16 protein-coding genes and 1 pseudogene are annotated in these 23,519 nt (G+C 51.0%); 13 read left to right on the top strand and 4 right to left on the bottom strand.

The features are described 5' to 3' along the window. Positions 1-666: 666 nt before the first annotated feature. Both AC286M_RS01820 and AC286M_RS01815 read right to left on the bottom strand, forming a co-directional pair. Complete coding sequence (locus AC286M_RS01820; RefSeq protein ID WP_488202595.1) at positions 667-1,263, bottom strand: hypothetical protein; 597 nt, start codon at positions 1,261-1,263, stop codon at positions 667-669. Positions 1,264-1,475: 212 nt separating this feature from the next. Continuing rightward, positions 1,476-1,604, bottom strand: a complete 129-nt coding sequence (locus AC286M_RS01815; protein ID WP_488202596.1) for a hypothetical protein — start codon at positions 1,602-1,604, stop codon at positions 1,476-1,478. 267 nt (positions 1,605-1,871) lie between these two features. Here AC286M_RS01815 and AC286M_RS01810 point away from each other — a divergent pair, with 267 nt between their 5' ends. The 5 genes and pseudogenes from AC286M_RS01810 (at position 1,872) to AC286M_RS01790 (ending at position 5,913) form a co-directional block, all read left to right on the top strand. Next, positions 1,872-3,410, top strand: a complete 1,539-nt coding sequence (locus AC286M_RS01810) for a hypothetical protein (protein WP_488202597.1) — start codon at positions 1,872-1,874, stop codon at positions 3,408-3,410. Between the two features lie 139 nt (positions 3,411-3,549). Next, positions 3,550-3,762, top strand: a complete 213-nt coding sequence (locus AC286M_RS01805; protein WP_488202760.1) for a helix-turn-helix domain-containing protein — start codon at positions 3,550-3,552, stop codon at positions 3,760-3,762. Beyond that, the gene (locus tag AC286M_RS01800) at positions 3,719-3,922 is read left to right on the top strand and encodes a winged helix-turn-helix domain-containing protein (RefSeq protein WP_488202759.1); all 204 of its coding nucleotides are present in this window, start codon (positions 3,719-3,721) and stop codon (positions 3,920-3,922) included. The genes AC286M_RS01805 and AC286M_RS01800 overlap by 44 nt, the downstream gene beginning before the upstream one ends. 22 nt (positions 3,923-3,944) lie before the next feature. Continuing rightward, a pseudogene (locus tag AC286M_RS01795) lies at positions 3,945-4,505 on the top strand (IS630 family transposase); the annotation flags it as partial. 85 nt (positions 4,506-4,590) lie between these two features. Beyond that, positions 4,591-5,913: an IS701 family transposase gene (locus AC286M_RS01790; protein ID WP_488202758.1), complete on the top strand. Its 1,323-nt coding sequence runs from the start codon at positions 4,591-4,593 to the stop codon at positions 5,911-5,913. A 94-nt stretch (positions 5,914-6,007) separates the two neighbouring features. Here AC286M_RS01790 and AC286M_RS01785 read toward each other — a convergent pair whose 3' ends face one another. Continuing rightward, positions 6,008-6,406, bottom strand: coding sequence for a hypothetical protein (locus tag AC286M_RS01785; protein WP_488202757.1), 399 nt, complete (start codon positions 6,404-6,406; stop codon positions 6,008-6,010). A gap of 151 nt (positions 6,407-6,557) precedes the next feature. Here AC286M_RS01785 and AC286M_RS01780 point away from each other — a divergent pair, with 151 nt between their 5' ends. The 7 genes from AC286M_RS01780 to AC286M_RS01750 all read left to right on the top strand — a co-directional run bounded on the left by AC286M_RS01780 (position 6,558) and on the right by AC286M_RS01750 (position 21,786). After that, on the top strand, positions 6,558-7,475 hold the full coding sequence (locus tag AC286M_RS01780; protein WP_488202756.1) for an SMP-30/gluconolactonase/LRE family protein: 918 nt from the start codon (positions 6,558-6,560) through the stop codon (positions 7,473-7,475). A gap of 83 nt (positions 7,476-7,558) precedes the next feature. Then, a complete protein-coding gene (locus AC286M_RS01775) occupies positions 7,559-8,113 on the top strand; it encodes a putative antibiotic biosynthesis monooxygenase (protein ID WP_488202755.1) in 555 nt (184 codons plus the stop codon). Between the two features lie 464 nt (positions 8,114-8,577). Then, positions 8,578-9,378, top strand: coding sequence for a peptidylprolyl isomerase (locus tag AC286M_RS01770; protein ID WP_488202754.1), 801 nt, complete (start codon positions 8,578-8,580; stop codon positions 9,376-9,378). Between the two features lie 77 nt (positions 9,379-9,455). After that, positions 9,456-9,929 carry a hypothetical protein gene (locus AC286M_RS01765; protein WP_488202633.1) on the top strand — a complete coding sequence of 158 codons (474 nt, stop codon included), beginning with the start codon at positions 9,456-9,458 and terminating at the stop codon, positions 9,927-9,929. Between the two features lie 50 nt (positions 9,930-9,979). Beyond that, positions 9,980-10,723 (top strand): hypothetical protein, encoded by a 744-nt coding sequence (locus tag AC286M_RS01760; RefSeq protein WP_488202632.1) that lies wholly within the window; start codon positions 9,980-9,982, stop codon positions 10,721-10,723. Positions 10,724-10,789: 66 nt separating this feature from the next. Then, entirely contained in the window at positions 10,790-19,708 is an 8,919-nt protein-coding gene (locus tag AC286M_RS01755) for an FG-GAP-like repeat-containing protein (RefSeq protein WP_488202753.1), read from the top strand. 290 nt (positions 19,709-19,998) lie between these two features. Continuing rightward, positions 19,999-21,786 carry an Lpg1974 family pore-forming outer membrane protein gene (locus tag AC286M_RS01750; protein ID WP_488202752.1) on the top strand — a complete coding sequence of 596 codons (1,788 nt, stop codon included), beginning with the start codon at positions 19,999-20,001 and terminating at the stop codon, positions 21,784-21,786. A 31-nt stretch (positions 21,787-21,817) separates the two neighbouring features. On the opposite strand, the gene AC286M_RS01745 is transcribed toward AC286M_RS01750, so the two are convergent. After that, entirely contained in the window at positions 21,818-22,108 is a 291-nt protein-coding gene (locus tag AC286M_RS01745; RefSeq protein ID WP_488202751.1) for a hypothetical protein, read from the bottom strand. A 12-nt stretch (positions 22,109-22,120) separates the two neighbouring features. Here AC286M_RS01745 and AC286M_RS01740 point away from each other — a divergent pair. Beyond that, positions 22,121-23,117 (top strand): IS1/IS1595 family N-terminal zinc-binding domain-containing protein gene (locus tag AC286M_RS01740; RefSeq protein ID WP_488202750.1). Its coding sequence is split into 2 segments (ribosomal slippage): positions 22,121-22,483 and positions 22,485-23,117, totalling 996 coding nucleotides; the frame shifts between segments, so codons are not numbered across the junction. Positions 23,118-23,519: the final 402 nt, after the last annotated feature.

The raw sequence follows: 23,519 nt of genomic DNA, 5'->3' as shown, positions 1-23,519 counted from the left end.
CAACTTCATTCTCCAATTGCCTTGAAGATGGCCAAGGCTGAATAAGTAGCTCAGCTCCCAGAGAGCTTATTCAATAGGGCTTTCAAGAGTTTCCTCCATTTTGTGAGATGACTGCTAGGCAAGGCTTTCAAAGATTCTTTGTGATTTACTAAACTTAGTAATAATGGCATCTCACGTTGTTTCCACTCTTATTTTATGGATCACGCCAGAATCGTGGGAGTCGAAAAGTTTGACTGGGAATAACCTCATGTGCCATTGCACTTAGTTCCTAAACTCTCCACTGTACAGAATAGACAGAAAGCTCTGCTGGCAACTGTTCTTAGTTTTGGTTTTACCATGATGGGCTGTAGTTTGAGTGGATTTGAGAGCGCACAAGGATTACAAATGGGTAAAGCCGCTAAACCACTCTTTGCTCAAAAATAGGAAGAAGACTGAGAAAAACCCTTGGAACAATGGCGGCAAGAGCTCAACATTTCACTTGTTCATCCCCGAAATCAGTAACACCTAATTTATACCGTCTATAGCAAAGAGAGGCACTTTGGCCCCGCATTGCGGCAGCAAAATGCCTCTATGAATTGACAACGGAAGTAAAAGCTGGGAGCCCCCTTGCCTGAGGAAGAGGAGTTCGGAGTAAGGGCTAAAGCTGTGCCATCAAACAAACGTTGTCTACGACTGCTCTGGCGCAGCGGGCTGAGAGCTTTGCACAATCTGATCAATTTCAGCTCGCGCCTCGTCAAATTCAGACTGCTGACCTGCCACCAAAATGTTGTAGTAGGCATCAGGACTGTCTACTCCAGTTGCCAATACAGCCACGGGATAGCCAGAAAATTTGCCTCGGCCTTCATACTGAACAGCAGTCAGGCCGCTGATAGCCGTCAAGCTGGTAGGGTTCACGGTGCCTTCGCTGCCAGTCATGGCTTTCGCTGCACTGACGACTCCTCCATTGAGCACTGAAGGATCAACCAGTTCCAGGCCATTCACTTTTGGAAATGCCTGAATCGCGATTTGCAGATCTCCCCGCCGATTCTGAAGTTTCAGCACCATGTTCTGCGAAACATCACCGTCGTTGAGCTGAGCAGTTTCCCAGCTATCCGAAACCGTGATTTGAACTGAACCGTCTTGGCTAACCATTGCAACGGGTTCTACCGTTTGCGTTTCAGCCTGGACATCACCTGCAGATCCCCCTGGCTGGGACAGTGACGTACAGCCACTAACAGCAAACGAAAAACCTAACAGAGCTGCAACCAGAAATTGAGATTTCATGATTTACCTCGCAAATTGAGAGTGGTGAATGACAAATAATTAGAAGCTGATAATTGATAAGCTGACTGCCGAGTTTTAGCTAAGGGGAATCACAGTTGCATTTTGCGGACTAGCGTTCTTACCTCTCAGTGCAAAATCACGATGCACTTTGATGCAGTGTGACAATGTAGTTTTGTGAAGCGAGTCAAGCAATAACTTGTTCAATATCTCATTCAATAGCGCATTTGCTGATCGCCCGAAACCACTAATTTTACTGCGATCGCAAATCCTAGCATCGTCACTGACATCGCCACTGACATCGTCAACAGATGTGCGATCGCTAGCGATGAATTAAGACACAATCTTGCCCTTGGTGGGTGATTTTCAATCCCGGTTGCCGGAAATTCCCCCGTTCACCTCGAAGAAAGAACTAGAGTGGTTGCGATAGCGTAAACACATACGGAAAGCAATCGGCTCAAATTGTACAAAGTCCGGTTAAAACCCAATGGTTTATTTTTTGTAAAAGGCTAGCTCAGCCCGTCTTTCACAAAAAACTAAATCAAAAAATAAATTGGGTTCTTGTACACGGACTTAATATTACTTGTCCTTCTCATCGGGATTCAGATCTTATGGTAAGCCCCCAAAAATCCGCATCGGCCTCAGACAACGCACCAAACAATACTACTGACAACGCTCAAACCCCCGTTTCCCCGGCTCAGGGCACGAATACCACTCCATCAGCTCCCGCCGAGTCTCCAGCTCGTCCCAGTTCTGGTTCGCATACCAGGATGACTGAAGTTGCATCACGCTATGAATGGGACGCAACGCCAGAATATCCAACGGTTCAGGATGCCCTTGCTATTGTGACGAAACTGCCGGACAGCAGCGAAGTTGTCGGTTATCCGGTTCTATCCAGTCCCGATGCTGAGATCAAGCTGTTCCAGGTCAAAATTAGCGGCGATCCGTTTGTGCAAACTGACCTAGCTCGCCTCATCCGTCCCGGTGACATTGCGATCGCAGTTTGCGGCTACTATCCCGATCTGCATGAGAACGAAATTCCCCACAAGCGCAACATCGGTCACGCAGGTCTAGCGGTCGGTGTTGAGAAAGACGGCAAAGCGGGCGTGATGACGATTAACAATCCGCAGGGCTATTTCAGTGGTGGCTTTAATAACTCTGGCTACGGCAGCTTCTTCTTTGAAAAAATCGAGTTTCCCGCCGAACTGAGTGACGCGGAAAAGCAAGCCTACTGCAAGAACATCCTGACCATGACTGCGATCGCAAATAGCTATATCCCATTTGCGGAAGAAAATTTCAACGGTCAAGACCCGCTCGGTATCCACAACGTAGACAAAATCAAGCAGGCGGGTGAAAAGCTGATTCTGGCAGTTTACGGTGATGAAGCGGCAATTGAATGGCTGAAGCGCAGCGAGAACACAGCTTATTGTGCTGAACTGGTCAGTGCTGGCATCAACATCGGCACCAACACCATCCTCAACAAAGCCTACATTAATCAGCTTCAGCAGCGCCTTGGCGCAGACCGCTATCCGAATCTGTACGAAGTCGTGCGCGAGAAGATTGAATCCGGCGCAGTTCTACAGAACAACGGCAATCCCAACGCAAAGTACATCCCCTTGACGATGGTCGATGAGAGCGTTGACCTCAAGCCAATTACCGAACGCTGTCCCAATGCCGACCAATCCGGTACAGGCTTAGCGTTCATGTACTATGACTTTACCGACATCGCCTACGCTTCTATCCGCGATACCTATCCACGCCGGGATCTAGCTGGCTTGACCGGAGATGAACTAGCAGCGGGCAAGGAATACAATGCCAAGGTTGCCCAGGTGCAGATCCATGCCTTCAAGGAAGCGGCTAAGAAGTTTAAGGAACTGGCCGGAGTCAGCCCCCAGGTAGCAGCCGCATTTGATCAGTATGTTGAAGGTGCGGTCATTCCTGCTCTGAGCAAGGTGTATCCGTCCCAAGCGGAACGCGATGCAGTCATGGCTGAACTGGTGGAGCAAGGACGGCAGTTTACGCCCACTGGCCCCGATGGTGAAGGCATGTTTATTCCGCCGGATCTCTATCTGCGACCCACAACAGGCTGGGCCAAAGTGAAAAACATTGGTGTTGCTTTCTTCCCTGATAATGTGAAGCGGATTGGGTAATACTGATTCGCCAAATTAAAACTACACATAATCTCGGTAGACAAGGGGCTTAAGCCCCTTGTTCTGTAGCCCAATTTTGAAGAAACATATATAGCGGTTTGCAAAATTATGCAGTACGCTCGTTTGTACTGCTTTGGTCATGCCTATGCGTCCCCACTCCGCTGATTTACGTCACCGTATCGTCACCCTTTACGAGCAAGGTGAAGGATCCATTCGACAATTAGCCAAGCGCTTTCAAGTGAGTCAAGATAGCGTCCGTCTGCTTGTGAAACAGTATCGAGCTACCGGAAGCATCGCCCCCAAACCCTATGTCGGCGGGCCCTCAACCCACGCTTCAAGCCAGTCACCATGAGGTGTTACGGGAGCTAGTAGAAGCGGATAATGATGCCACGTTGGCCCAACTGGCTGAGCGCTTAGCCGCCCGAACCGGCATCCAGGTGAGCGGTAGCACCATCAGTCGCACCCTCAGCAAACTGGGCATCACGCGAAAAAAAAAGTCTCAAGGCCAGTGAGGTCTATAGCGAAGCAAAACAGCAGCAACGCTATGACTACTGGCAAAGCATTCGGAATGTAGCCGTCGAAGATTTGGTGTTTCTTGACGAAACGGGAGTTAACTTGGCCATGGTGTTGCTGTATGCGCGCGCTCAACGAGGTCAACGGGCCTATGCCCAGCAACCGAAAGGCCGTGGCAAAAACCTCACGATCCTCGGTGCCATGAGCCTCAAGGCTGGGTTCCTTGAGGGCCTCAGCTTTACGGGTGGCACGACAGGCGATGTGTTTTTGTGGTTCATCGAAACGCTTCTCTGTCCACTCCTATGGCCGGGAGCGGTCGTGGTGATGGATAATTTGCCTGCCCATAAAGTGGACGGCGTCAGGCAAGCCATTGAGGCCGTGGGGGCACGAGTGATTTATCTGGCTCCTTATTCCCCAGATTTCAATCCGATTGAAAACCTGTGGTCAAAGTTGAAAGGGTATTTGAGAGCCGTTGAGGCACGAACTCCGCAAGCCTTGCATGAGGCGATCGCTCAGGGGCTTTCTCTGATCACCTTAGAAGATGTGCGTCACTGGTTCACCTACGGGTGCTACTGTGCTTAATCAATCTGCACACCGCTATAACGCTCTTCAATGACTCTAGGCAGAGATAAATTAGAGTAAAAGGGCTGAATGGTAGAGAGAATCAATGGTAGCTCCCCGACAAGCCAAGCCAACCGTCCGGTTCATCGATGAATATTGTGACTATTACCAAGACTTGTTTGCAGAAGTCAGAAGCTTTGAAGCCTTTAAGCATCTGCATGTCGGGATGATATCGGAAGTCAAGCGTAAGTCGCTACCAACCATTGCTAAGGTTACAGGACTACCCAATGCTCAGTCATTACAACAGTTTTTAGTCAGCTCACCTTGGCAGGCTAAAGACCTCAGGCAACGACGCATTGAGCTGATTTTAGGTCTCTTAGGGGGACAAAAATTGATCCTAGTCATTGATGAAACGGGCGACCGCAAAAAGGGACAGACCACCGACTATGTGAAACGACAGTACATCGGCAACTTAGGTAAGATCGAAAACGGCATTGTTTCGGTGGATGCTTATGGGGTAATTGACAATTTGACCTTCCCGTTAAGTTTTAGAATTTACAAGCCGAAAGAGCGATTAAAAGCAGGAGACTCTCATCACACCAAACCCGAAATTGCGGCAGCAATGGTTCAAGAACTCTGTGAATTGGGATTTCAGTTTGAACTTGTTTTGGCCGATAGTGCCTATGGAGAAAGCGGCAGCAGCTTTGTGCGGACATTACATCAATTAGAGCTCCCGTATGTGTTGGCTATTCGCTCAAACCATGCGGTGCTCTTGCCCAAAGAGCAACGGGTCAGAAGCAATCGCTGGCGTCAGTATCAGCGAACATTGAGTGATGGTCGTTGTGAAACTCGCTTCATTCGAGAGATTATTTATGGCCAACGTCGTTCCCAGCGCTACTGGGAATTGACAACGGATCCACAAACGTTACCTAGCGCGTCAACCTGGATGGTGATGACGTGGGTTAAGGACATTTCTTACCACCAGGTTGGAGACCTCTATGGTCTAAGAAATTGGGTGGAATATGGTCTCAAGCAAAGCAAAAATGAACTGGGCTGGGCGGACTTTCGCGTCACCGACTATGCTGTAATTGAAAAGTGGTGGGAAGTCGTGATGAGTGCCTATTTGATGGTCACCTTAAACACCCCCCCGATGCGTCCTCAGGGGGCGATTCCACCGGAACAGGATGACTCGATTGTGGTGTCTTCGTTCACGCAGCATTCAGATTGGAATATGGGCAACGGATGGAAGAACTGGCTCAATAACCTACGGTTAATTCTCTTGCCTTGGGTGAGTTCAAATCGTTTACAACCTTGGCTGGACGTGTTTCCGATTCCCGAACTGGCGCGAGGTTTTCAGATGCTCATCCGGCTCATGAATCAATTTCGGGGAGTTCCAACTACAATCCTACAAAATATTTCCTCTGCCTAGAGTCATTGAAGAGCGATAACTTCAATTCAAAAGCTGAAGGGGCGCTCTGCCATACGGCAAGAGTGCCTCTTCAGCCTTTAAAGGATTGTGATGTTTATGCTCCTTGAGCAAAATCGATTACCGATGCTCTAGCTTTAAACAAAGCTTGCTCAAACTCTTTGGCACAGCCCTCAATTTGACGCGCCTTATCCAAACCATTGATTACCTTTCGCGCATTAAAGTAATCAACAATTTGTCCCTGATCCGGATTGCCAATAAAGTGCTTCAATGCCCGACCTGTAAACGTACCTAAAAACATGCCGTAGAACATAATGACCGCAGCATATTTCGGGACTTTTACCGCTTCTGGATCGACAGTAAATCGGGACTTTCCGGATAAAATGCGCGAACAATTGGCGACATCTTCGTGTAGTTGCGGCGTCCGGTGAGCTGAACATATGCAATAGAAAGTGCGATCGCACTTTCTGTTAATGGTGCGTTTCGCTGCGCTCAACACACTCTACAGCGTCCTTTACTTTTGACCATCTACTTAACTTCCAAAAAATTTCCAAATGATTGTTATCAGGAATGCAGACAATCTCCTGAACCAGGCATGATTCTTAGCGAATAACAGATTGCTAACAGCTATCAGTAGCTGTAAACCCATGACTCAAACCGCAGGCTTGCCTCCCATCTACGCTATGACGCCCGTTGAGCTAGCAACGCATCAAATTGTTGCCTCGTTTCCAGCCAATACCTTCTTAGAAAACCTCGCTGTAGCTGCTGACGGCACTTTATTTATTACCAGCCATGAAGCGGGGCAAATCCTACAAGTTTCACCAGCAGGCGTACAGAGTATCTTAGCTAGCACTGATGGCAAGGTAACCGGAATTGCCCTTGCTCCCGATGGTGGTCTGATTGTGACAGGCTGGGATGCCGCAGGGCAGTCGGTAATTTTGTACATCGGTCTAGATGGGTTAGTTGAGCAGCTAGCTGCACTGCCGGAAGCCATGTTTCTCAACGGTATTACGCCTTTAACTGCTGAACAATACGTCACCGCAGATTCCTATAAAGGATGTATTTGGCAGTTCGACTGGGCCACTCGTCAGGTTTCGATTTGGCTGGAGCATCCCCTCCTAGCTCGCAGCAGCCCAGACAATCCGTTTCCTGCGGCCAATGGCATCAAGCGATTCGGCGATACGCTCTATGTGTCAAATACCGAGAAAATGCTGCTGCTGAAGATTCCGATTACAGCCGACAATCAGCCAGAAGAACCTGTTGTTTTCGTTACGCCTACGAATATTGACGACTTCGCCTTTGATACGGAGGGCAATCTCTATGCCGCAACTCATATTTACAACAGTGTTCTTCGCATCAGCCCAACTGGAGCAACCGCAACCATTGCCCAAGCCGAGCAGGGCGTAATTGGCAGCACTGCTGTTGCCTTTGGACGCAGCGCTGAAGATGCAACTAGCGTTTATGTTGTCACCAACGGAGGCATGTTTTTGCCACCACCTGGAGGCGTCGTGCCAGCCAATATTGTGCGGATTGAAGTGGGTAAACGTGGATATTTTTTGGCATGAGGCGTGAAGAGTCAGAAGCGAGGCAATACGGTTCAGCACTCGCCTCATCTGTAATGCTAATTCGGAGAACTGGTACAGCAGCAATGATTAATCAACTGACTGATCCCGTGACTGTGGTGATAGCTCAACGGGTAAAACCTGGACGGGAAGCAGAGTACGAAGCTTGGATCAGCGGCATCACTAAAGTCTCTAGTGCTTATCCAGGACACATGGGAGCCAACGTGATTCGACCGCAACCGGGCATTCGGCCAGAATACGTCGTTGTCTTCCGCTTTGACTGTTACGACCATCTCAAAGACTGGATGACCTCCCGCGATCGCAAATATTGGGTAGCCAAGGCCAAGCCCCTAGTCGAGTCAGATCCTCAGATCCAGCAGATCAGCGGCATTGAAGCCTGGTTCTCCATTCCCGGTCAGGTGCTGAAAACGCCACCTCGCTATAAAACGGCGCTGCTGACCTGGCTTGTGGTCTATGCTTTGCTCAATCTCTTAGGCTGGACAATCGCACCATTTCTTCAACAAGCGCTGCCATTCTGGTTAGCATCGCTGATTAGCTCTGGCATCATGGTCGTTCTGATTACCTACGTTGTCATGCCGAGGGTGACGCGATTATTCAGCGGTTGGCTTTATCAAAAGTAACCGTATCTTCACACAAGATAACATCGAGTATATTGCGAAACATAACAAACACGGTAACACCTTAACTTTACAATCCATTGAGTTTAATCTCTGTGGGTCTAATTCCCCGTGGCTTGCCACGTTAGTGGTAGCGCGGGAGTGCGTCCCGAAGGGCAAATTCCGTAATGCCCCGTCCGCTTGCGGCGGGGATAGGAATTTGAGCGCCCCGCGAGATTTACTTGTTTTTGAAACTGCGATCGCACGTATCTTGATAAAAAACATGCCGCCAAAAGCCTTGCGGTTTCTAATTTTCGCAGCTTATCCGACCAGACAAGCAAGAGATGAGGCGAAAATTCCACTTTTAAATTTCGTGCAAATTCTTTAAATCCATCCTGACTTGATGAAAGACAGGTGTATGAGGAGGTAGCTATCAATTTGCGTAAATTTACGGATTGTTGCGGCCTAACAGTATTGGGACATCCAAAATGCCGACTTCCTCCACCATGTCTGACCTTCAGAATCTACCGTTTCTCAACATCGATGACCAAACCCTATCGCTTGGACAGGTACTCCAGTACCTCCAGGTGTCGGGCAAGCTGCTGCCGTTTCTGCAAGAAATTGTTGGGCAGCACGTTATTTATCAGGAAATTCAAGCCCGCCAGGATTTAGAGGTCAGTGCTTCTCAGTTTGAACAAGCGATTATTGATTTCCGCCTCCAGCGACAGCTCACTGATATGGCAGCCTTTCAAAAATGGCTGGCGCAGCAGGGCATGAATTATGAATCGTTTCAACGGTCAGTATTACTGAATCTTAAGCTTGATCAATTAAAAACAAAAATTGCTGAACCTGATTTAGAGACTTATTTTACTGAACAGCAACAAAACTTAGATGTCATTGATTTATCTTGTTTGATTACCGCTAATCAAGCTGAAGCAGAGACCTGCCATCAACAGTTGACGACAGGTACTGCCAATTTCGATCAGTTAGTGCAAGCCTCTCAAGCCAACGATTCTAACTTATCGGTACTGCGTGGCCCAACTCGAAGACAACAGCTACCCGATGGTTTAGAACAGCAGGTCAATACAGCAACTATTGGTCAATGGATTGGCCCAGTTGCGATCGCAAATAATCGCTGGTGCATCTTCCGAGTTGAACACATTAAGTCAGCCATTCTGGAGGGAGCCGTGAAAAAAGATCTAGAAAATCGGCTATTTCAGCGCTGGCTAACAGAACGAGTTAAAACCATGACGGTGCAGCTAGCTTTGGGGCAACCAAAGACTGAATAAGACACATAAATAAGTCTAGTTCCACCCAAGTTTGTGTTGAGTAGAATTGAGGCAGAGAGTTCAGCAGGCCAAAGCCGATGGCTCAGCAACGACGCAAGCGTGGCACAGCAGGCGATAAAACGATTTGTCTGCCCATTGCAGACGACCTTGACTACGAGGTCTTAGTAGAAGACCGGGAAGCCTTTCGCCAGTATCTCAACGAGCAGATCGCATCCCACCCGGAACTGTTTCCCGACGGGATTGAGGCAGGCTATCGCTTTCACGGATGGGTCGAGTCCTCTCGTCAACAGCTCAAGACCCGGCGGATTTTGCTGCCGAGTACCGGAGAGGCTTATCAACTGCGTCCCGATTTGGTGATGCCGTACATGAGCGAGACGGCGGAGATGGCCGACAAAGCGCTCTATTTAAGAAAGCATGGCCTGTCGTATGAGGGGATTGCCTATGTGCTGGGCCGTTCTGAGATGCACTGGTATCGGCTCTGTCAGTCGTTCGGTCGAGCCTCGATTGTGGGCAGTACCCTCAAAAGGGAAACGGCGCTCCCCCCCATCTAGTTGCCGATGAGAAGCATTGTGATTGGCACGGGCAGCGAGTCTATCTGGCAGTGACAGCGGCGCAAGGGTGCGTCCTGGGAGCCAGTCTCAGTGCCAATGCGGGTCAGGATGGATTAACCGCAGCCTATGGGGTATTCCAGCAGGAAGCTGCCCATCATGTTCCCGACTATGCGCCCGAGACGGTGACGACTGATGGTTGGGAGGCCACCCGAGCCGCTTGGGAGGAGCTATTCCCTGGCCTGGTCTGGATTCTGTGCTTCCTGCATGAGGTGATTAAAATTCGCGATGGGTGCCGCTCTAAACCAGTCCTGGGTCAGCAACTAGCCGACAAGCTTTGGCATCTGTATCGGGGCCAGAGCAAACGTCACTTTGCTCAACGGTTGCGTCGGTTGCTGGAGTGGGTGAACACCCACGCGTTGCCCCAGGCCATTGACGCTCGCTTGCGACGCCTCAACGACAAATCTCACGTCTTCCAACGCGCCTTTGACTTCCCTGACGCCTATCGCACCAGCAATCAGGTTGACCGTCCGATGAACTATCTTGACCGCATCTTGTATGCCATGCAAGATTTTCATGGATTCTGGGACTCGGCGGAACAGTCGGTGCGCTCGATGGCCTTACTCTGGAACTTCCATCCCTTTTGTCGCAAGACTCGCAAAGCAATGGGCGGGTGCTTATGCCCCTTTGAGCAACTCAACGGCTTCCGCTATCACGACAACTGGGTTCGCAATTGGCTGATTGCCTCATCGTTGAATGGCAGAAGACCATTGCTCAGGAACGCTGACACAAAATAAGTTGGAACTAGAACCGCGCGTCAGTTTATCGAAGCCGTTCAGGTGATCCGCAGCCTAGTCGATTTAGTGGCATCCGTCCCAGATGATAGTAGCGTTGTGATTCCCTTCGGCGATTTCGTCGTCGGTGAAGGCTTCAGTAGCAACCTCAATCTCAATCTGCGCGGTACGTCATCCAGTCAGCTCAGTTCCCAATTCAACAGCTTGAGCTTCTCTGCCATTGATCCGTCGTCATCGCTGCAATCGGGAGGTGGAGCCAATGATGCAGCAGTAGTTAGCAAAACGCAAAGTTTTATTAGTCAAATTAATAACGCGCCCAACGGTGGCATCAAGTTCCCAATTCTGACCGATCCGGGTTCCGTGATTGGTCTGCTGTTTGGTCAGGATGCGGACTTATTCTTCTACGACATGCCTGAATTCGACTTCACGTTCCCTTACGAACAGGAGTTCCGAGTGCTGGGCGTAATTAAGTTCACCTTGGGTGGTAGCATCGGAGCCGCTTTTGACTATGACTTTGGCTACGACACCTTTGGACTACGCAAGTTCTTTGAGAGCGATAACTTTACCGATGTCTTTGATGGATTCTTCTTTGGTGATCTCGACAGCAACGGCTTTGATAAGCCAGAAACAGTCCTGCGAGCCAGAATCTTTGCGGAGGGCGGAGTAGACATCGGCATTGCCGGTGGTGGTGTAGGTGGCGGTTTGACAGGCACCGCGAACTTCAATCTGAATGATCCCAATGATGACGGCAAGATTCGGATTAGCGAGATTGCTCAGTTTATTGAGGACGGCGATTATGAATGCATTTTTGATATCACGGGCAATGTCGTTCTCGATTTCTATGCCTTTGTAGAAGCGTTTTTCGGTGCAGCTCGCAAAGATTTCCCGATCGCAGATTTTGAGCTACTTGAGTTTGACTTTACCTGTGAGCCGGAACCCGTCTTGGCAACCGATATTGGCAACGGTGTCCTGCGCCTGAATACCGGGCGATTTGCCAGTGAGCGCATCTATGGAAATATTGAAGATGGTAACGAGAACTTTACCGTTACTCAGTCGGGCGGTACGATCACCGTCTCCGGCTCAGTCAACGGTGTTGATCTCGGTTCACAGACGTTTACAGGTATTACCAAGATCATTGCTGAGGGTGGGCAAGGTAATGACGTTCTGGATTTGAGCGGTGTTCAGGTCGTGACCGAACTCTCAGGTGGCATCGGTCAGGATACGCTGCGGGGCGGCTCTAATCGAGACATCATTCGCGGTAATGAAGGTGACGATGACATCTACGGCAACGGCGGCAATGACCTGCTGTTTGGTGAGCAGGGGCAAGATGATCTATTTGGTGGCGCAGGAGAAGACTATCTCTCGGGCGGCGAAGGCAATGGCGATAACCTGCGCGGTGAGCAGGGTGAGGATACCCTAGAAGGCGGCCTGGGGAATGACACGCTAGACGGTGGCGACGACAATGATACCTATCTGTTTGCTAGCAACTGGGGCATAGATACGGTACTGGAAACGCCGACGGGTGGAACTCAGGACACCTGGCAGTTCTCCGAGTTTACCAGCATCCTGACTGGCTTACGCAATGACCTGAAGAACACTCGCCTAGACTTTTCCACCGTTAATCTAGGACTGCTGGAAGTCACCACTGACCTGAACATTCGGCTAGAGCTTGGGTCAATGGTCGTCACTACCCTATCGAATCGGGTACAGCATAGCGCCAATAATATCGAACGGATTTTGGGCGGTCGCGGCGACGATATTTTTGAAGTCTTTGCCACAGGTACCAATCTGCTGACGCTAGACGGACAGCGCGGCGACGACGATTACATTGTCTATGCAGGGCCAAATTTAGGCGATCTGCAAATCCGTGATACGGGGCCAACCTACAACCGCGATCGCTTAATTATTGAAGGTACTAATGATGCCGATATTATTGGCTTGACGAATACCCAGATCACCTTTGGCGAGCCAATGACAGCAACGCTCAACTATGATTCTGGCAGCGGCGACTCCGGTCTGGAAATCATGCTGTTCAACCTGAGAGCTGGGGATGACACACTGAATGTTGCCAGTACGCCCACCACCATGTCCGTCACGGCTAATGGTGATGAGGACAACGACACGTTTAATGTTGGTATTGGGGCAGTGCCAACGGTCAACGACATTGACGGAGTTGACTATCGTGGCCCACTGGTGATCAACGGTAACGACGGGTTTGACATTCTGAATGTCGATGATTCGGGCGATGCCACCAATAATATAGGAACGCTGACCGATAATACGATTACGGGTCTAGGCATGACGGTTGGTATCCGCTACGAAACGCTGGAAGACCTAACGATTCGCCTAGGAACAGGCAGCGATACCTTCACGGTTGAAGGCACCCACGGCGGTTCGACTACGGTCTACGGCAACGATGGCGAAGACACGATGACGATTGAGTCAGTAGCTGGAGCCACCACCATCAACGGTGATGCCGATAACGACACGATTACCGTCAGTGCGCCTGATTTACCGATTAATCCAATTCTGGTCGTCAATGGCCAGGGTGGTAATGACATTATTGATGCCTCTTTTGCAACGCTGGCGCTGATTCTCAACGGCGACGATGATGATGATGAGATTCTTGGTGGGGCTGGCAATGACCTGATTGGCGGCGGAGCAGGCAATGACGAGATTGATGGCAACGCAGGCAATGACGAAATCTACGGCGACTCTAGCTTCCCAGCTGTAGCAACTGATCCGGTGTATGCAGGCTTCGATTTCTCCGGTGACGCCATGCTCAACCCGCCCAGTACGCGTCCAGTCGCAACAGCCCAGCTTCCCGCAGGCAATGACACCATACAGGGCGGTGCAGGCGACGATACCATCTACGGTGAAGGCGGCAACGACAACATCATTGGCGGTAGTACAATTGCCGATGCCGAAGACGGTCGAGACTACATCTACGGCGGCGCAGGCGACGATGCGATCGCAGGTGACAATGCCACAATTGATCCAGTCACGCGCGAAATTACGGTGCTGGATGCGACCAGCGGCGCAGCGGACATCATCCTCGGTGATGGCGGTGAAATTGTTGTGCTGGATGGCGGTGTTGAAACCAGTCTGACAGCCCGTTCCGACAGCGACAGCGGCAACGACAACGACAGGATGGCGGGCGGTATCGGTGACGATATCCTGCTGGGCGACAACGGCAAGGTGACGCTGAATAATTCTGGCCAACTGCTACAGGTTGAAACCATTGACAGCGGCGTTGGTGGCAATGATGAAATTGCCGGTAACGACGATAACGACCGGATTCTGGCCGGAGCCGGAAACGACGATGTGACAGGCGATGCAGGCGAGGATCTAATCCTGGGTGATGAAGGTCAGCTCATCTATACAGACGTATCGGGTACACCCCAACTCCAGCAGGTAACCACGCTGAATCCGTCAGTGGGCGGCACTGATACCCTCAGTGGCGGCAGTGAAGCCGATATTATCCTGGGTGGAGCCAGTGATGACGACATCAGCGGTGATGCAGGCGACGATATTCTGCTGGGCGACAATGGCCAAATTCTCTTTACGGATGGCCAAATTAGCCGAATTGAAACCACCGATCCAAATATCGGCGGCAACGATGCGATCGCAGGTGGCAGTGGCGCTGATCGAATTCTAGGTGGCGCAGCCGATGACGACATCACGGGCGGCAGTGAGGATGACATTATCCTGGGTGACAATGGCCAAGTTCTGTTTACGGATGGCCAAATTAGCCGAATTGAAACCACCGATCCAAATATCGGCGGCAACGATGCGATCGCAGGTGACAGCGGTGCTGATCGAATTCTAGGTGGCGCAGCCGATGACGACATCACGGGCGGTAGTGAGGATGACATTATCCTGGGTGACAATGGCCTGCTGGACTATGCGGAAGATGGCAATCTAACCACCCTTGATCGCATCACCACCACTGATCCAAGCATTGGCGGACAGGACACGATTCAGGGCAACGCAGGTCAAGATGTCGTGCTGGGTGGGGCCGATGACGACCATACCAGCGGCAATGAAGATGACGATATCCTTTTGGGTGACAACGGCCAGGTTGTCTTCACCGATGGGCAGATCAGCCACATTGAAACCACCGATCCGGATATTGGCGGTAACGATGCGATCGCAGGTGGCAATGGTGACGATATTGCCCTGGGTGGGGCTGGAGATGATCAGATTCAAGGAAACCGCGATCGCGATATTCTGCTGGGCGACAATGGCCGATTGGATTACGCAGCCGATAGTGACTTGACAACTCTCGATCAGGTTGCAAGTACTGCTCCAACCATTGGCGGCAACGATGTAATTGAAGGCAATGAGGCGGACGATATTGCCATTGGGGGTGCAGGCGATGACTCGATTATGGGCAATCAGCAGAACGACATTCTGCTAGGCGATAACGGCCAAATCCTGCTGGTTGACAATCAAATCGATGTGATTGAGACTACTGATCCGACCAGTGGTGGTCGCGATGCCATCTCCGGAAACGCTGGCTCCGACATTATCCTGGGTGGTGCCAGTGACGACGTGCTGCATGGTGACGAGGATCATGATATTATTCTCGGCGATCACGGTCGCTTGGACTACACCTTCGCTGGAGATAGCCAAGTCGGAGCTGATAGCGATCGCACAACGCTCGACATTATTCAGAGTACCGATCCCACTCAAGGTGGTCAGGACTATATCGCTGGCGGTGACGACCAAGATGACATCTTTGGAGGTACGGACAGTGACAGCATTTTTGGTGATGGATCACTCAATCTATCCGACTTAAACTGGTCACTGATGGGAGCCGCTGACTTCAATCAGGACGGACTAGAAGATACTCTCTGGCAGAACACCGCAACCGGACAAATTACCATACAAATTCGTCGTGCCAACGGTCAGCACGAGGCCCATAGTCCAAATGTGCAGGTGTTGAATCGGAACTGGCAAGTGCAGGGCATTGGCGACATTGATGGCGATGGCGACACCGACATTATTTGGCGCAATAGCTCAACTGGGCAAACGTCAGCTTGGCTGATGGATGGCTTAATTTGGCAAAGTGGTGGTGCGCTCAGCCTCTCACCTGACCTCGACTGGCAGCTAGATGCAATTGGTGATCTCAACGGCGATGGTAAAGACGAGCTGCTCTGGCGCAATGCTAATAACGGTGCAACCGTAGCCTGGTTCATGAATGGCTTGATTCGACAAAGCGGTGGCCCACTGAGCACATCACCGACTCTGGAGTGGCAGTTGGTGACTGCTGGCGATCTCAACGGCGACGGTAAAGACGAGCTGCTCTGGCGCAATGCTAATAACGGTACAACCGTAGCCTGGTTCATGAACGGTTTGGCTCAACAAAGCGGTGGCCCACTGAGCGCATCACCGACGTTGGATTGGCAGTTGGCGACCGCTGGCGATCTCAATGGTGACGGTAAAGACGAGCTGCTCTGGCGCAATGCTAATAACGGTGCAGCCTCAGCCTGGTTCATGAATAGCTTGTCCCGAACGGCTACACAGCCTTTCAACCTAAGCAGCACTAATTCTCTGAATCCGGTTAATCAAGGTTGGCAACTGGCTGGAATTACAACCATTGACCAGACCGCTAACGTCGGCTTGCTCTGGCGCAATACCTTCAATGGTCACTCATTTGCCGCCGCGCTTGGTAGTGCCGATATTGCAGGTCATTCTATGATCAATGCTGTCACGGCGATACAGCCAACGGTTTCAAGTTCAGACTGGCAGCTTGATGCAACCGCTGATTTTAATGGTGATGGTCATGTTGATCAGCTCTGGCGCAATGAGCAAACAGGACAAATCTCAATTTGGCTGATGAATTACTCCAGCCGAGTAAGCGGCAATCTGCTGCCCCCCGTCGCGCTGAACTGGCAAATTCAAGGCGCAGGTGACTTTGATGGAGACGGTAACGCTGATATCCTCTGGCGGAATCTGTCCACAAATCAGCTCTCTATCTGGCTGATGGATGGTGCTACGCGATTAGATAGCAGTCAGCTGAGTGTTGCTCCTCCATCTAACTGGCAGGTGGAAGCGGTAGCCGACTTTGATCAGGATGGTAAGGCTGATATCCTCTGGCGGAATCGGATCAATGGCATCAATCGCGTCTGGTTTATGGACGGCTTCGATCAGATCGACAGTGGCGATTTAAGTTCTGCTGTGAGAAATCTAAGCTGGCAAGTGGAGGCCAGCGGCGATCTGAATGGAGATGGTTCTGCTGATCTCGCTTGGCGCAATGGTCAAACAGGTCAAACCGTGATCTGGTATCTAGATGACAGCCTCACTATTACCGATCGCAGTCATCTGCTACCGGCCCGTGCTGATGATTTAATTCTGGGCGACCACGGAGCACTCTATAAAGCTTTACCTGCTGAACAGAACTACCTCTCTATCCACACTGGTGCAGGTGACGGTGGCGGCAACGATTTGATCTACGGTAATGAAGGCGACGACACGATTCTAGGTCAGCAGGGCAGCGACTTCCTCTACGGCAACAGTGGCGAGGATGATATGCTGGGCGGCCACAATGTCCAAGGTGGAGCCGATGCAGGTGACACAATGAATGGTGGTAGCGAAGCGGATGTCATGCTGGGAGACAACGGCCAAATTACGCGCCGCCCCGGCATCAACGGTACCTGGCAGCGGTATCCAGCTCCCTTTGCTGATGTGATTCGGGATGTTGTTCGGTTCGACGATGCCGAGGCAGTACAGGGCTTTACGCAGTTCTTTGGCAACGATGTCATGCAGGGCAGCACCGGCGACGACATCATGCATGGTCAGCGCGGCAACGACAGTATGCGAGGCGGGGCTGGCGATGATGAGATGTATGGTGAACTCGGTAACGACACCATGAATGGCGATGCCGGTCAGGATACAATGCTGGGCGATGTTGGTATCATCACCCGTGCTTACTTAGCCAATGGCCGACCGCGAATCAATGCAGACGGCTCCTGGCACCGTGATGTGATTCTGACCGATGTCGGAACAGTCGTTGGCACAGCGAATTCAGGTGCCCAGCTACCCGAAGCAGCTATTGCCGCAGATATCCTGTTACTCACTGGAGCAGCCAATCAAGGTGGCGTCAGCAACTCCACGATTCAGCGGATTGATTTGGAGTTAGCCAACAACGACATTGTCGATGGCGGGGACGGGAATGATCAGGTCTTTGGTCAGCGCGGCAACGACATAGTGCAGGGCGGCAACGGTCAAGACTATGTTGAGGGCAATGCGGGTAATGACAGCGTAAATGGTGGAGCTGGTGATGATTTCCTGATTGGAGATGACGGCCTGAATCTGGCCGCCTTCAGCACCCAGCAACCCATTGTGCAGCGCGGCTTCCATTTAATTAATGCAGCGACTGGAGTTGACCTGAACTTGGGGACTTACGGCACGGTTGTCCTTCCCCATCTTCAGATTGCGCCGCAGATGATTCAGGGCCTCTTCTCGCCGATCGCGCTGATGCCAACCCTGACGCGGGATGCTTCACCTGTGCCAACTATTGGCAACTTGCGACGACTGAACGGGACAGAGCTAACGGTATTTGCTTCAGTCATTCCAGATATGACGGGGCACTATGATCTGCTATCGGGCAATGACACGATTCAAGGTGCAGATGGTCAGGATACCATCGTGGGTGATAACTATACCAATGCTGTGCCGCTGCGCTCAACCAATGGAGCATTTAACCAAGAACTGGATCGGCTGACTCGTGATGTGTACCAGTTGGGCATTGGCTTACAGGATCTAGAACTGGGCTTAGATTATCGCGATCGCACATCTGCTCACACCTTTGCCTTTGGTCAAGACGCCATCTCTGGCGGTAGCGGGCTAGATTCAATCGTGGGCGATGATAGCTTCGCAATCGGGCCGTTCTCAACTCAGTCACTGAGCTTGCAGAGCAGTCTGGGTCAAACGGTAACGCAACTGCGGCAGGTGATTACAGACTTTAGCAGATCGGTCAATCGCCTACGCACTAGCCTTTCAGTGAACGGTTCAGGCTATCAGCCCCATACGCTCAGGATTGGCCTTGATGTAATCAATGGTGATGACGGCGACGACAAGATTACAGGTGATGATCAGCTCCTGCTGGCACCGATTGTTGATCCACTACCCTATCAGCGCAACACTTTCTGGAACTATGGTTTTGGCGATCAGCTTAGCAGCCGTATTCAGCCGCTGCGGGGCTATAATCTCGTAGTTGGCAACGATACCGTCAATGGCGGTAACGGTAACGACCTGATTGAGGGCGACTATAGTATTATTCTCGCGCCGATTGTGAACACGGCACCGCGCAATGCCAATCAGCGACTGGTGTTGGAGCAGAGTCTCGATCTGTTAATCACCGACGTTAATGCTTTCATCCGCGACCTGCATCAGGACACCTTCGGCATCAACTTCAACCAGCAGAATCAGGCTAATAGCCTATCGGCGGGTAACGACACCCTACGAGGTGATAATGGCGATGATCTCATTCTGGGTGATGCGGCAACCTTTATCCTGCCCTGGGTCGCCAATCAGGTTGATCTGTCGCTAGCGCTGCAAAACGGCAATCTTGATACCCGCGACGAAGCCCATAACTTCCGTCATCTGCTGCCGCGAGCCTATGACTACCTCTATCGGCAAGCTGGAGTCGGTAGCACAACGCTGGGACAAGACGCGATCGGCGGCGGCAACAACAACGATATCCTGTTCGGCTTGAGCAACATTGACGCCATCTTTGGTCAAAACGGCAACGACTTTATCTTTGGCGGTAAGGAAGCCGATCAGCTCAACGGCGGTAGCGGCCAAAATGTGATTCGCACCACTAATCCGGCTCGTCAGGATGAAACTGCGATCGCACCTGTGATCGATGCCCATCTAGCCGCTCTACTGTCGCCAGCCATGCAGAGCTATCTGCGAGAAATCGTGCAGTTCCAAAACACACCAGCCCTCAACGGTAAACTTTTTGGAACCATCCTGAATTAGCGCTACCGGAGAAGAAAAAAGATCATAAACTCCCATCTTGCAGCCAAACCAAAGGACTATTTTGCCGCCGCGCGGCGGCAAAATAGCCTCCCAGGGTTCCAGTTTCGCAAGGTGGCTGCAATATCCGGGATGGCATGACCTACCGACAAATGATATCAATCCGCGTATAAAAACCCAATTTATTTTTTGTGAAACGCTTGCTCCGCAAGCATTTCGCAAAAAATAAATTATGGGTTTTCAACCGGACTTTATATGACGAAACACTGTGGGGAGATTAAAAACTAGAAACCATGAAAAAGATAGAGACAACGCTGGGATTCACCGCCGCATTTGCCGCACTGCTAACGGTTCAGGCTGCCGCAACCGCTTCTCCTTTGCCCCTTACTGATGAAAACCCCAACGAGCAACCGCTAGATCCGGCAGAAGCAAGTGATGAGCAGTCTTCAGTTGCGATCGCAGTCGTCCAAATCGAACCAGACGCTCAAATTGCTCAGCCAGAACAGATGGAACAGACTTTAGCAGAACGTTCTATTCCATCGGCTAGAGCCGTTGTTACGGCTGATGTTGATGCCGCTAGCAACCTCATCAATCAGGTAACTGAATCGGTTGTAGAAGCAGCTAATCAGCCCAACACAGCATCAAACACTGTAGATGCAGTCGTGGCTGTAGAGGAGAATGAAGCGGAGGATGGAAATCGCGATCGCAATTCCGCCGTCACTGTTGTTTCAGTCACTGAAGTTCCCGCTGCCATCGTCGTTCCTACCGAATCCACCAGCCACAGCAACCGCCAAGCTGATTCTCCAGAAAGCAGCGATCAAGCAGATTCCAACCAACCAATCACAGCCCCAACTCCCACCACATCCCTACCCAACTACGGCACCAACCAACCATCCAACCCATCAACCACTAATCCATCAACCATCAGCCGATCAACTACTAACCCATTAACCACTTCTCCATCAACTATCAACCCATCAACCACTAACCAACCCATCACCATCGCCTCCGAACCCACCAACGAAGAACTACAGCAGCGCCTGCAAGAGCTGGAAAGCCAGCAGCAAGAGCTAGAGCAGGAACTACAAAACCTGCGGCAACAGATCAACGACCCGGCTAATCGACCTAGTGTTACCCAGACTGATCCCAATACAGAGACAGCTATTAACCGCAGCGTTGATCGACCTCAAAGTATTGAAATCTCTACAGAAGTGCTGTTCTTGGAACCCAACACCAGTCAGCCCCAGGATTTCGCCATTGTCGATCCAGGTACAGCCCTATTTGCTGGTGGAGAAGTCGTTGCACCGGAATATGATCGCGATACTGCGATCCGCATTGGAGCCAACTATCATCTACCGGACAGCCGCGTCGATATCGGCGTCACCCATACAACCTTGAGCAGTTCCGGCTCACTAGCGGTTGAGCGCGACCCCAATGGATTTCTGTTGTCAACGCTGGCTGCTCCGGTACAGAACGAAAACGCCGACACCGCTAGCTCTGAGATTGATTTAAACCATGCTGTCACCGATGTGGAAGTGGGCTATGCTGTGACCGATAGCGATCGCTTAGATGCAAGGCTATTTGGTGGCTTACGCTTTGCTGATATCCATCAAGACAATGTGGTTCGCTACGGCGGTCGCGACTTCACCAACACGGAAATTCAGATTGCTCGCGACTTTACGGGCTATGGCTTACGGGCTGGTGGTGAAGCACATCTTAACTTCGGTGGTGACGTCAGCCTGTTTGGTCGGGCCGCAGGGTCTTTACTGGTCGGGAACTTTGACTCCCGGCTGCAAGAAACCGACAACAATGGAGCCGATTTAATCGTGGCGCTAGAACGGAGCGCAGATGAGCGAGTTGTTCCGGTTGTCGAAGTTGCTGCTGGTTTACAGTGGCAGCCGAGCATTGGTGACAATGCCAACCTTACTTTTGCCGCAGGCTATGAGCTGCAAAACTGGTTCAACGTTGCCGATACCACTCGCTTTGTCGATAACTCCGGCACAGGCGTGATCACTCAAGATGAAGGCGATTTGAGCCTAGAAGGATTCTTCATTCGCCTGGGGGTTGAGTTTGCGTTTTAGTCGATCCTGTAACCCCCTGAATAGCCCAGATCTAGCGGGCGAGCGCTTTATCCAGACTCATTTCCACTGTCCTTTGCGTCCATTTGTAATAAGCCGGATCAGTGGTTTGGACTTCGGCCTTCCAGGCAAAGCGATTGCCAATGTGTTTTAACTGAGTTTCGCGGAATCGCTCGACGTTCTGAGCCGTAAGCTGCTGGGGATGAATGCCTTGTTTGATGACAAAGTTTTCGCGGTGAATGCCAAAAGCGTCAAACCCCATTGGTTCAAAGACATCTCGGCACTGGTCGTCTAGAGGGTGATTGCTAAGATGGATGTGATGCATTGGTTTTAGGCGATGAGATGTCCGCACTGCCAGAGTGAACAAACCGTAAAGAATGGCACAGCCACCCTCAAGGATGGGAGTCGTCAACAACGATATTTATGCAGGCAGTGCCGAAAACGATTCAACGAACGCACCCATACGCCGATGGCTCGCTTAAGAACTGCCCCAGCCATTGTAGCCGCTGCCATCAACGTACGGGGTGAAGGACTCGGAGTGAGAGCCACCGGGCGCTCATTCGCGAAGTCTCATTCGACCATCATCAATTGGGAGCGGCGGTTGGCAGGTCATATCGACCACTGGTCGCCCCCTGCACCAGCGGAGTTGGATGTGACGCTCGAAGGCGATGAAGTCTATACCCGTGTAGGGCAGAACCTTCCCCCCCGGTGAGAGCGAAGGCTGGACAATTCATTTCATCGAACGAGACAGCCGCTACTGGGTTGAAGCTCGAGCGGGTCGCAAGGATAAGGAGTTGTTTGAAACCGGGACGGCAGCAGCGTGGGGTTGGGCGAAGTCAGCCCGGTTCATTCGCTGGTTCACCGATGGGGAGCGGCGCTATGGGTTGGCCTTATGGAAACTTGCCAGCGTTTGGCTCAAGCGTACAGAGACCCCTGCGAGTTACCCGCACCGCAAGGTTTGGAGATTTGGCTTAGAAGTGGCGATGAAAGTGAAGGGGTCTCAAGGCAGGCGGCGGGTTGTATGGGTGAAGTCGGAGCATCCCTATACAGCACTGAGTCCTGTCAATGGAGTGCATGCGAACCACAACGAGGCACACAATGCAGCCATCCGACGACGAGCCAGTGCCTACCGACGGCGGCAGAATCTCTATGCCAAGACGGTGGACGCACTGCAACGGGTGTTGGACGTGCAGCGCTTGCTGCATAACTGGGTTCGGCCTCATTGGAGCCTCGGCGGCAATACCACACCCGCGATGGCGATGGGCTATTGTAATCGCCCCATCTCAACCCACGAACTCCTGACCACGCAAGGTCTACACTCTATCACCTTTTAGCCGACCAGTGCCGAGATGTAGGATTGAAGCTTTTGAGTGATGTACTATGAGCTCCTTCACTGCTGTCCTCTTTTTTGACTATTCATTTTATTCTTGATTGAATTATGGATTTTCTTATCTTTTAGACGGTAATGGATTTATAGATAAGGACGCGTGGGTAAGCATGGAGAGAGCATGAAGATAGAATATTTTTGCAGCTGAAAGGTTTGTACAGCAACGACTTTAGGGTGTTTGTTTTGAACTTGAGTAGCGATCTTGAGGATGTTCCCATGCTTGACACCAAAAGATAGGATAAGATAAATAGGGATAAAATAGGGCGAACAGGCAAGATAAGGATGATGGATAAGATAAAAATAGTATTGATGTCGTGTGCCACGATAATTGTCAAGATTGTGCCAGGAT

It is taken from the genome of Thainema salinarum CENA647, from assembly GCF_057732415.1.
The sequence above is the reverse complement of the archived record's forward strand: the minus strand, read 5'-3'. Positions and strand labels throughout refer to the sequence as shown.

Coding starts and splice junctions, on each gene's coding strand:
- AC286M_RS01820 (WP_488202595.1), bottom strand. CDS start 1,263: ATGAAATCTCAATTTCTGGTTGCAGCTCTGTTAGGTTTTTCGTTTGCT.
- AC286M_RS01810 (WP_488202597.1), top strand. CDS start 1,872: ATGGTAAGCCCCCAAAAATCCGCATCGGCCTCAGACAACGCACCAAAC.
- AC286M_RS01805 (WP_488202760.1), top strand. CDS start 3,550: ATGCCTATGCGTCCCCACTCCGCTGATTTACGTCACCGTATCGTCACC.
- AC286M_RS01800 (WP_488202759.1), top strand. CDS start 3,719: ATGTCGGCGGGCCCTCAACCCACGCTTCAAGCCAGTCACCATGAGGTG.
- AC286M_RS01790 (WP_488202758.1), top strand. CDS start 4,591: ATGGTAGCTCCCCGACAAGCCAAGCCAACCGTCCGGTTCATCGATGAA.
- AC286M_RS01780 (WP_488202756.1), top strand. CDS start 6,558: ATGACTCAAACCGCAGGCTTGCCTCCCATCTACGCTATGACGCCCGTT.
- AC286M_RS01775 (WP_488202755.1), top strand. CDS start 7,559: ATGATTAATCAACTGACTGATCCCGTGACTGTGGTGATAGCTCAACGG.
- AC286M_RS01770 (WP_488202754.1), top strand. CDS start 8,578: ATGCCGACTTCCTCCACCATGTCTGACCTTCAGAATCTACCGTTTCTC.
- AC286M_RS01765 (WP_488202633.1), top strand. CDS start 9,456: ATGGCTCAGCAACGACGCAAGCGTGGCACAGCAGGCGATAAAACGATT.
- AC286M_RS01750 (WP_488202752.1), top strand. CDS start 19,999: ATGAAAAAGATAGAGACAACGCTGGGATTCACCGCCGCATTTGCCGCA.
- AC286M_RS01745 (WP_488202751.1), bottom strand. CDS start 22,108: ATGCATCACATCCATCTTAGCAATCACCCTCTAGACGACCAGTGCCGA.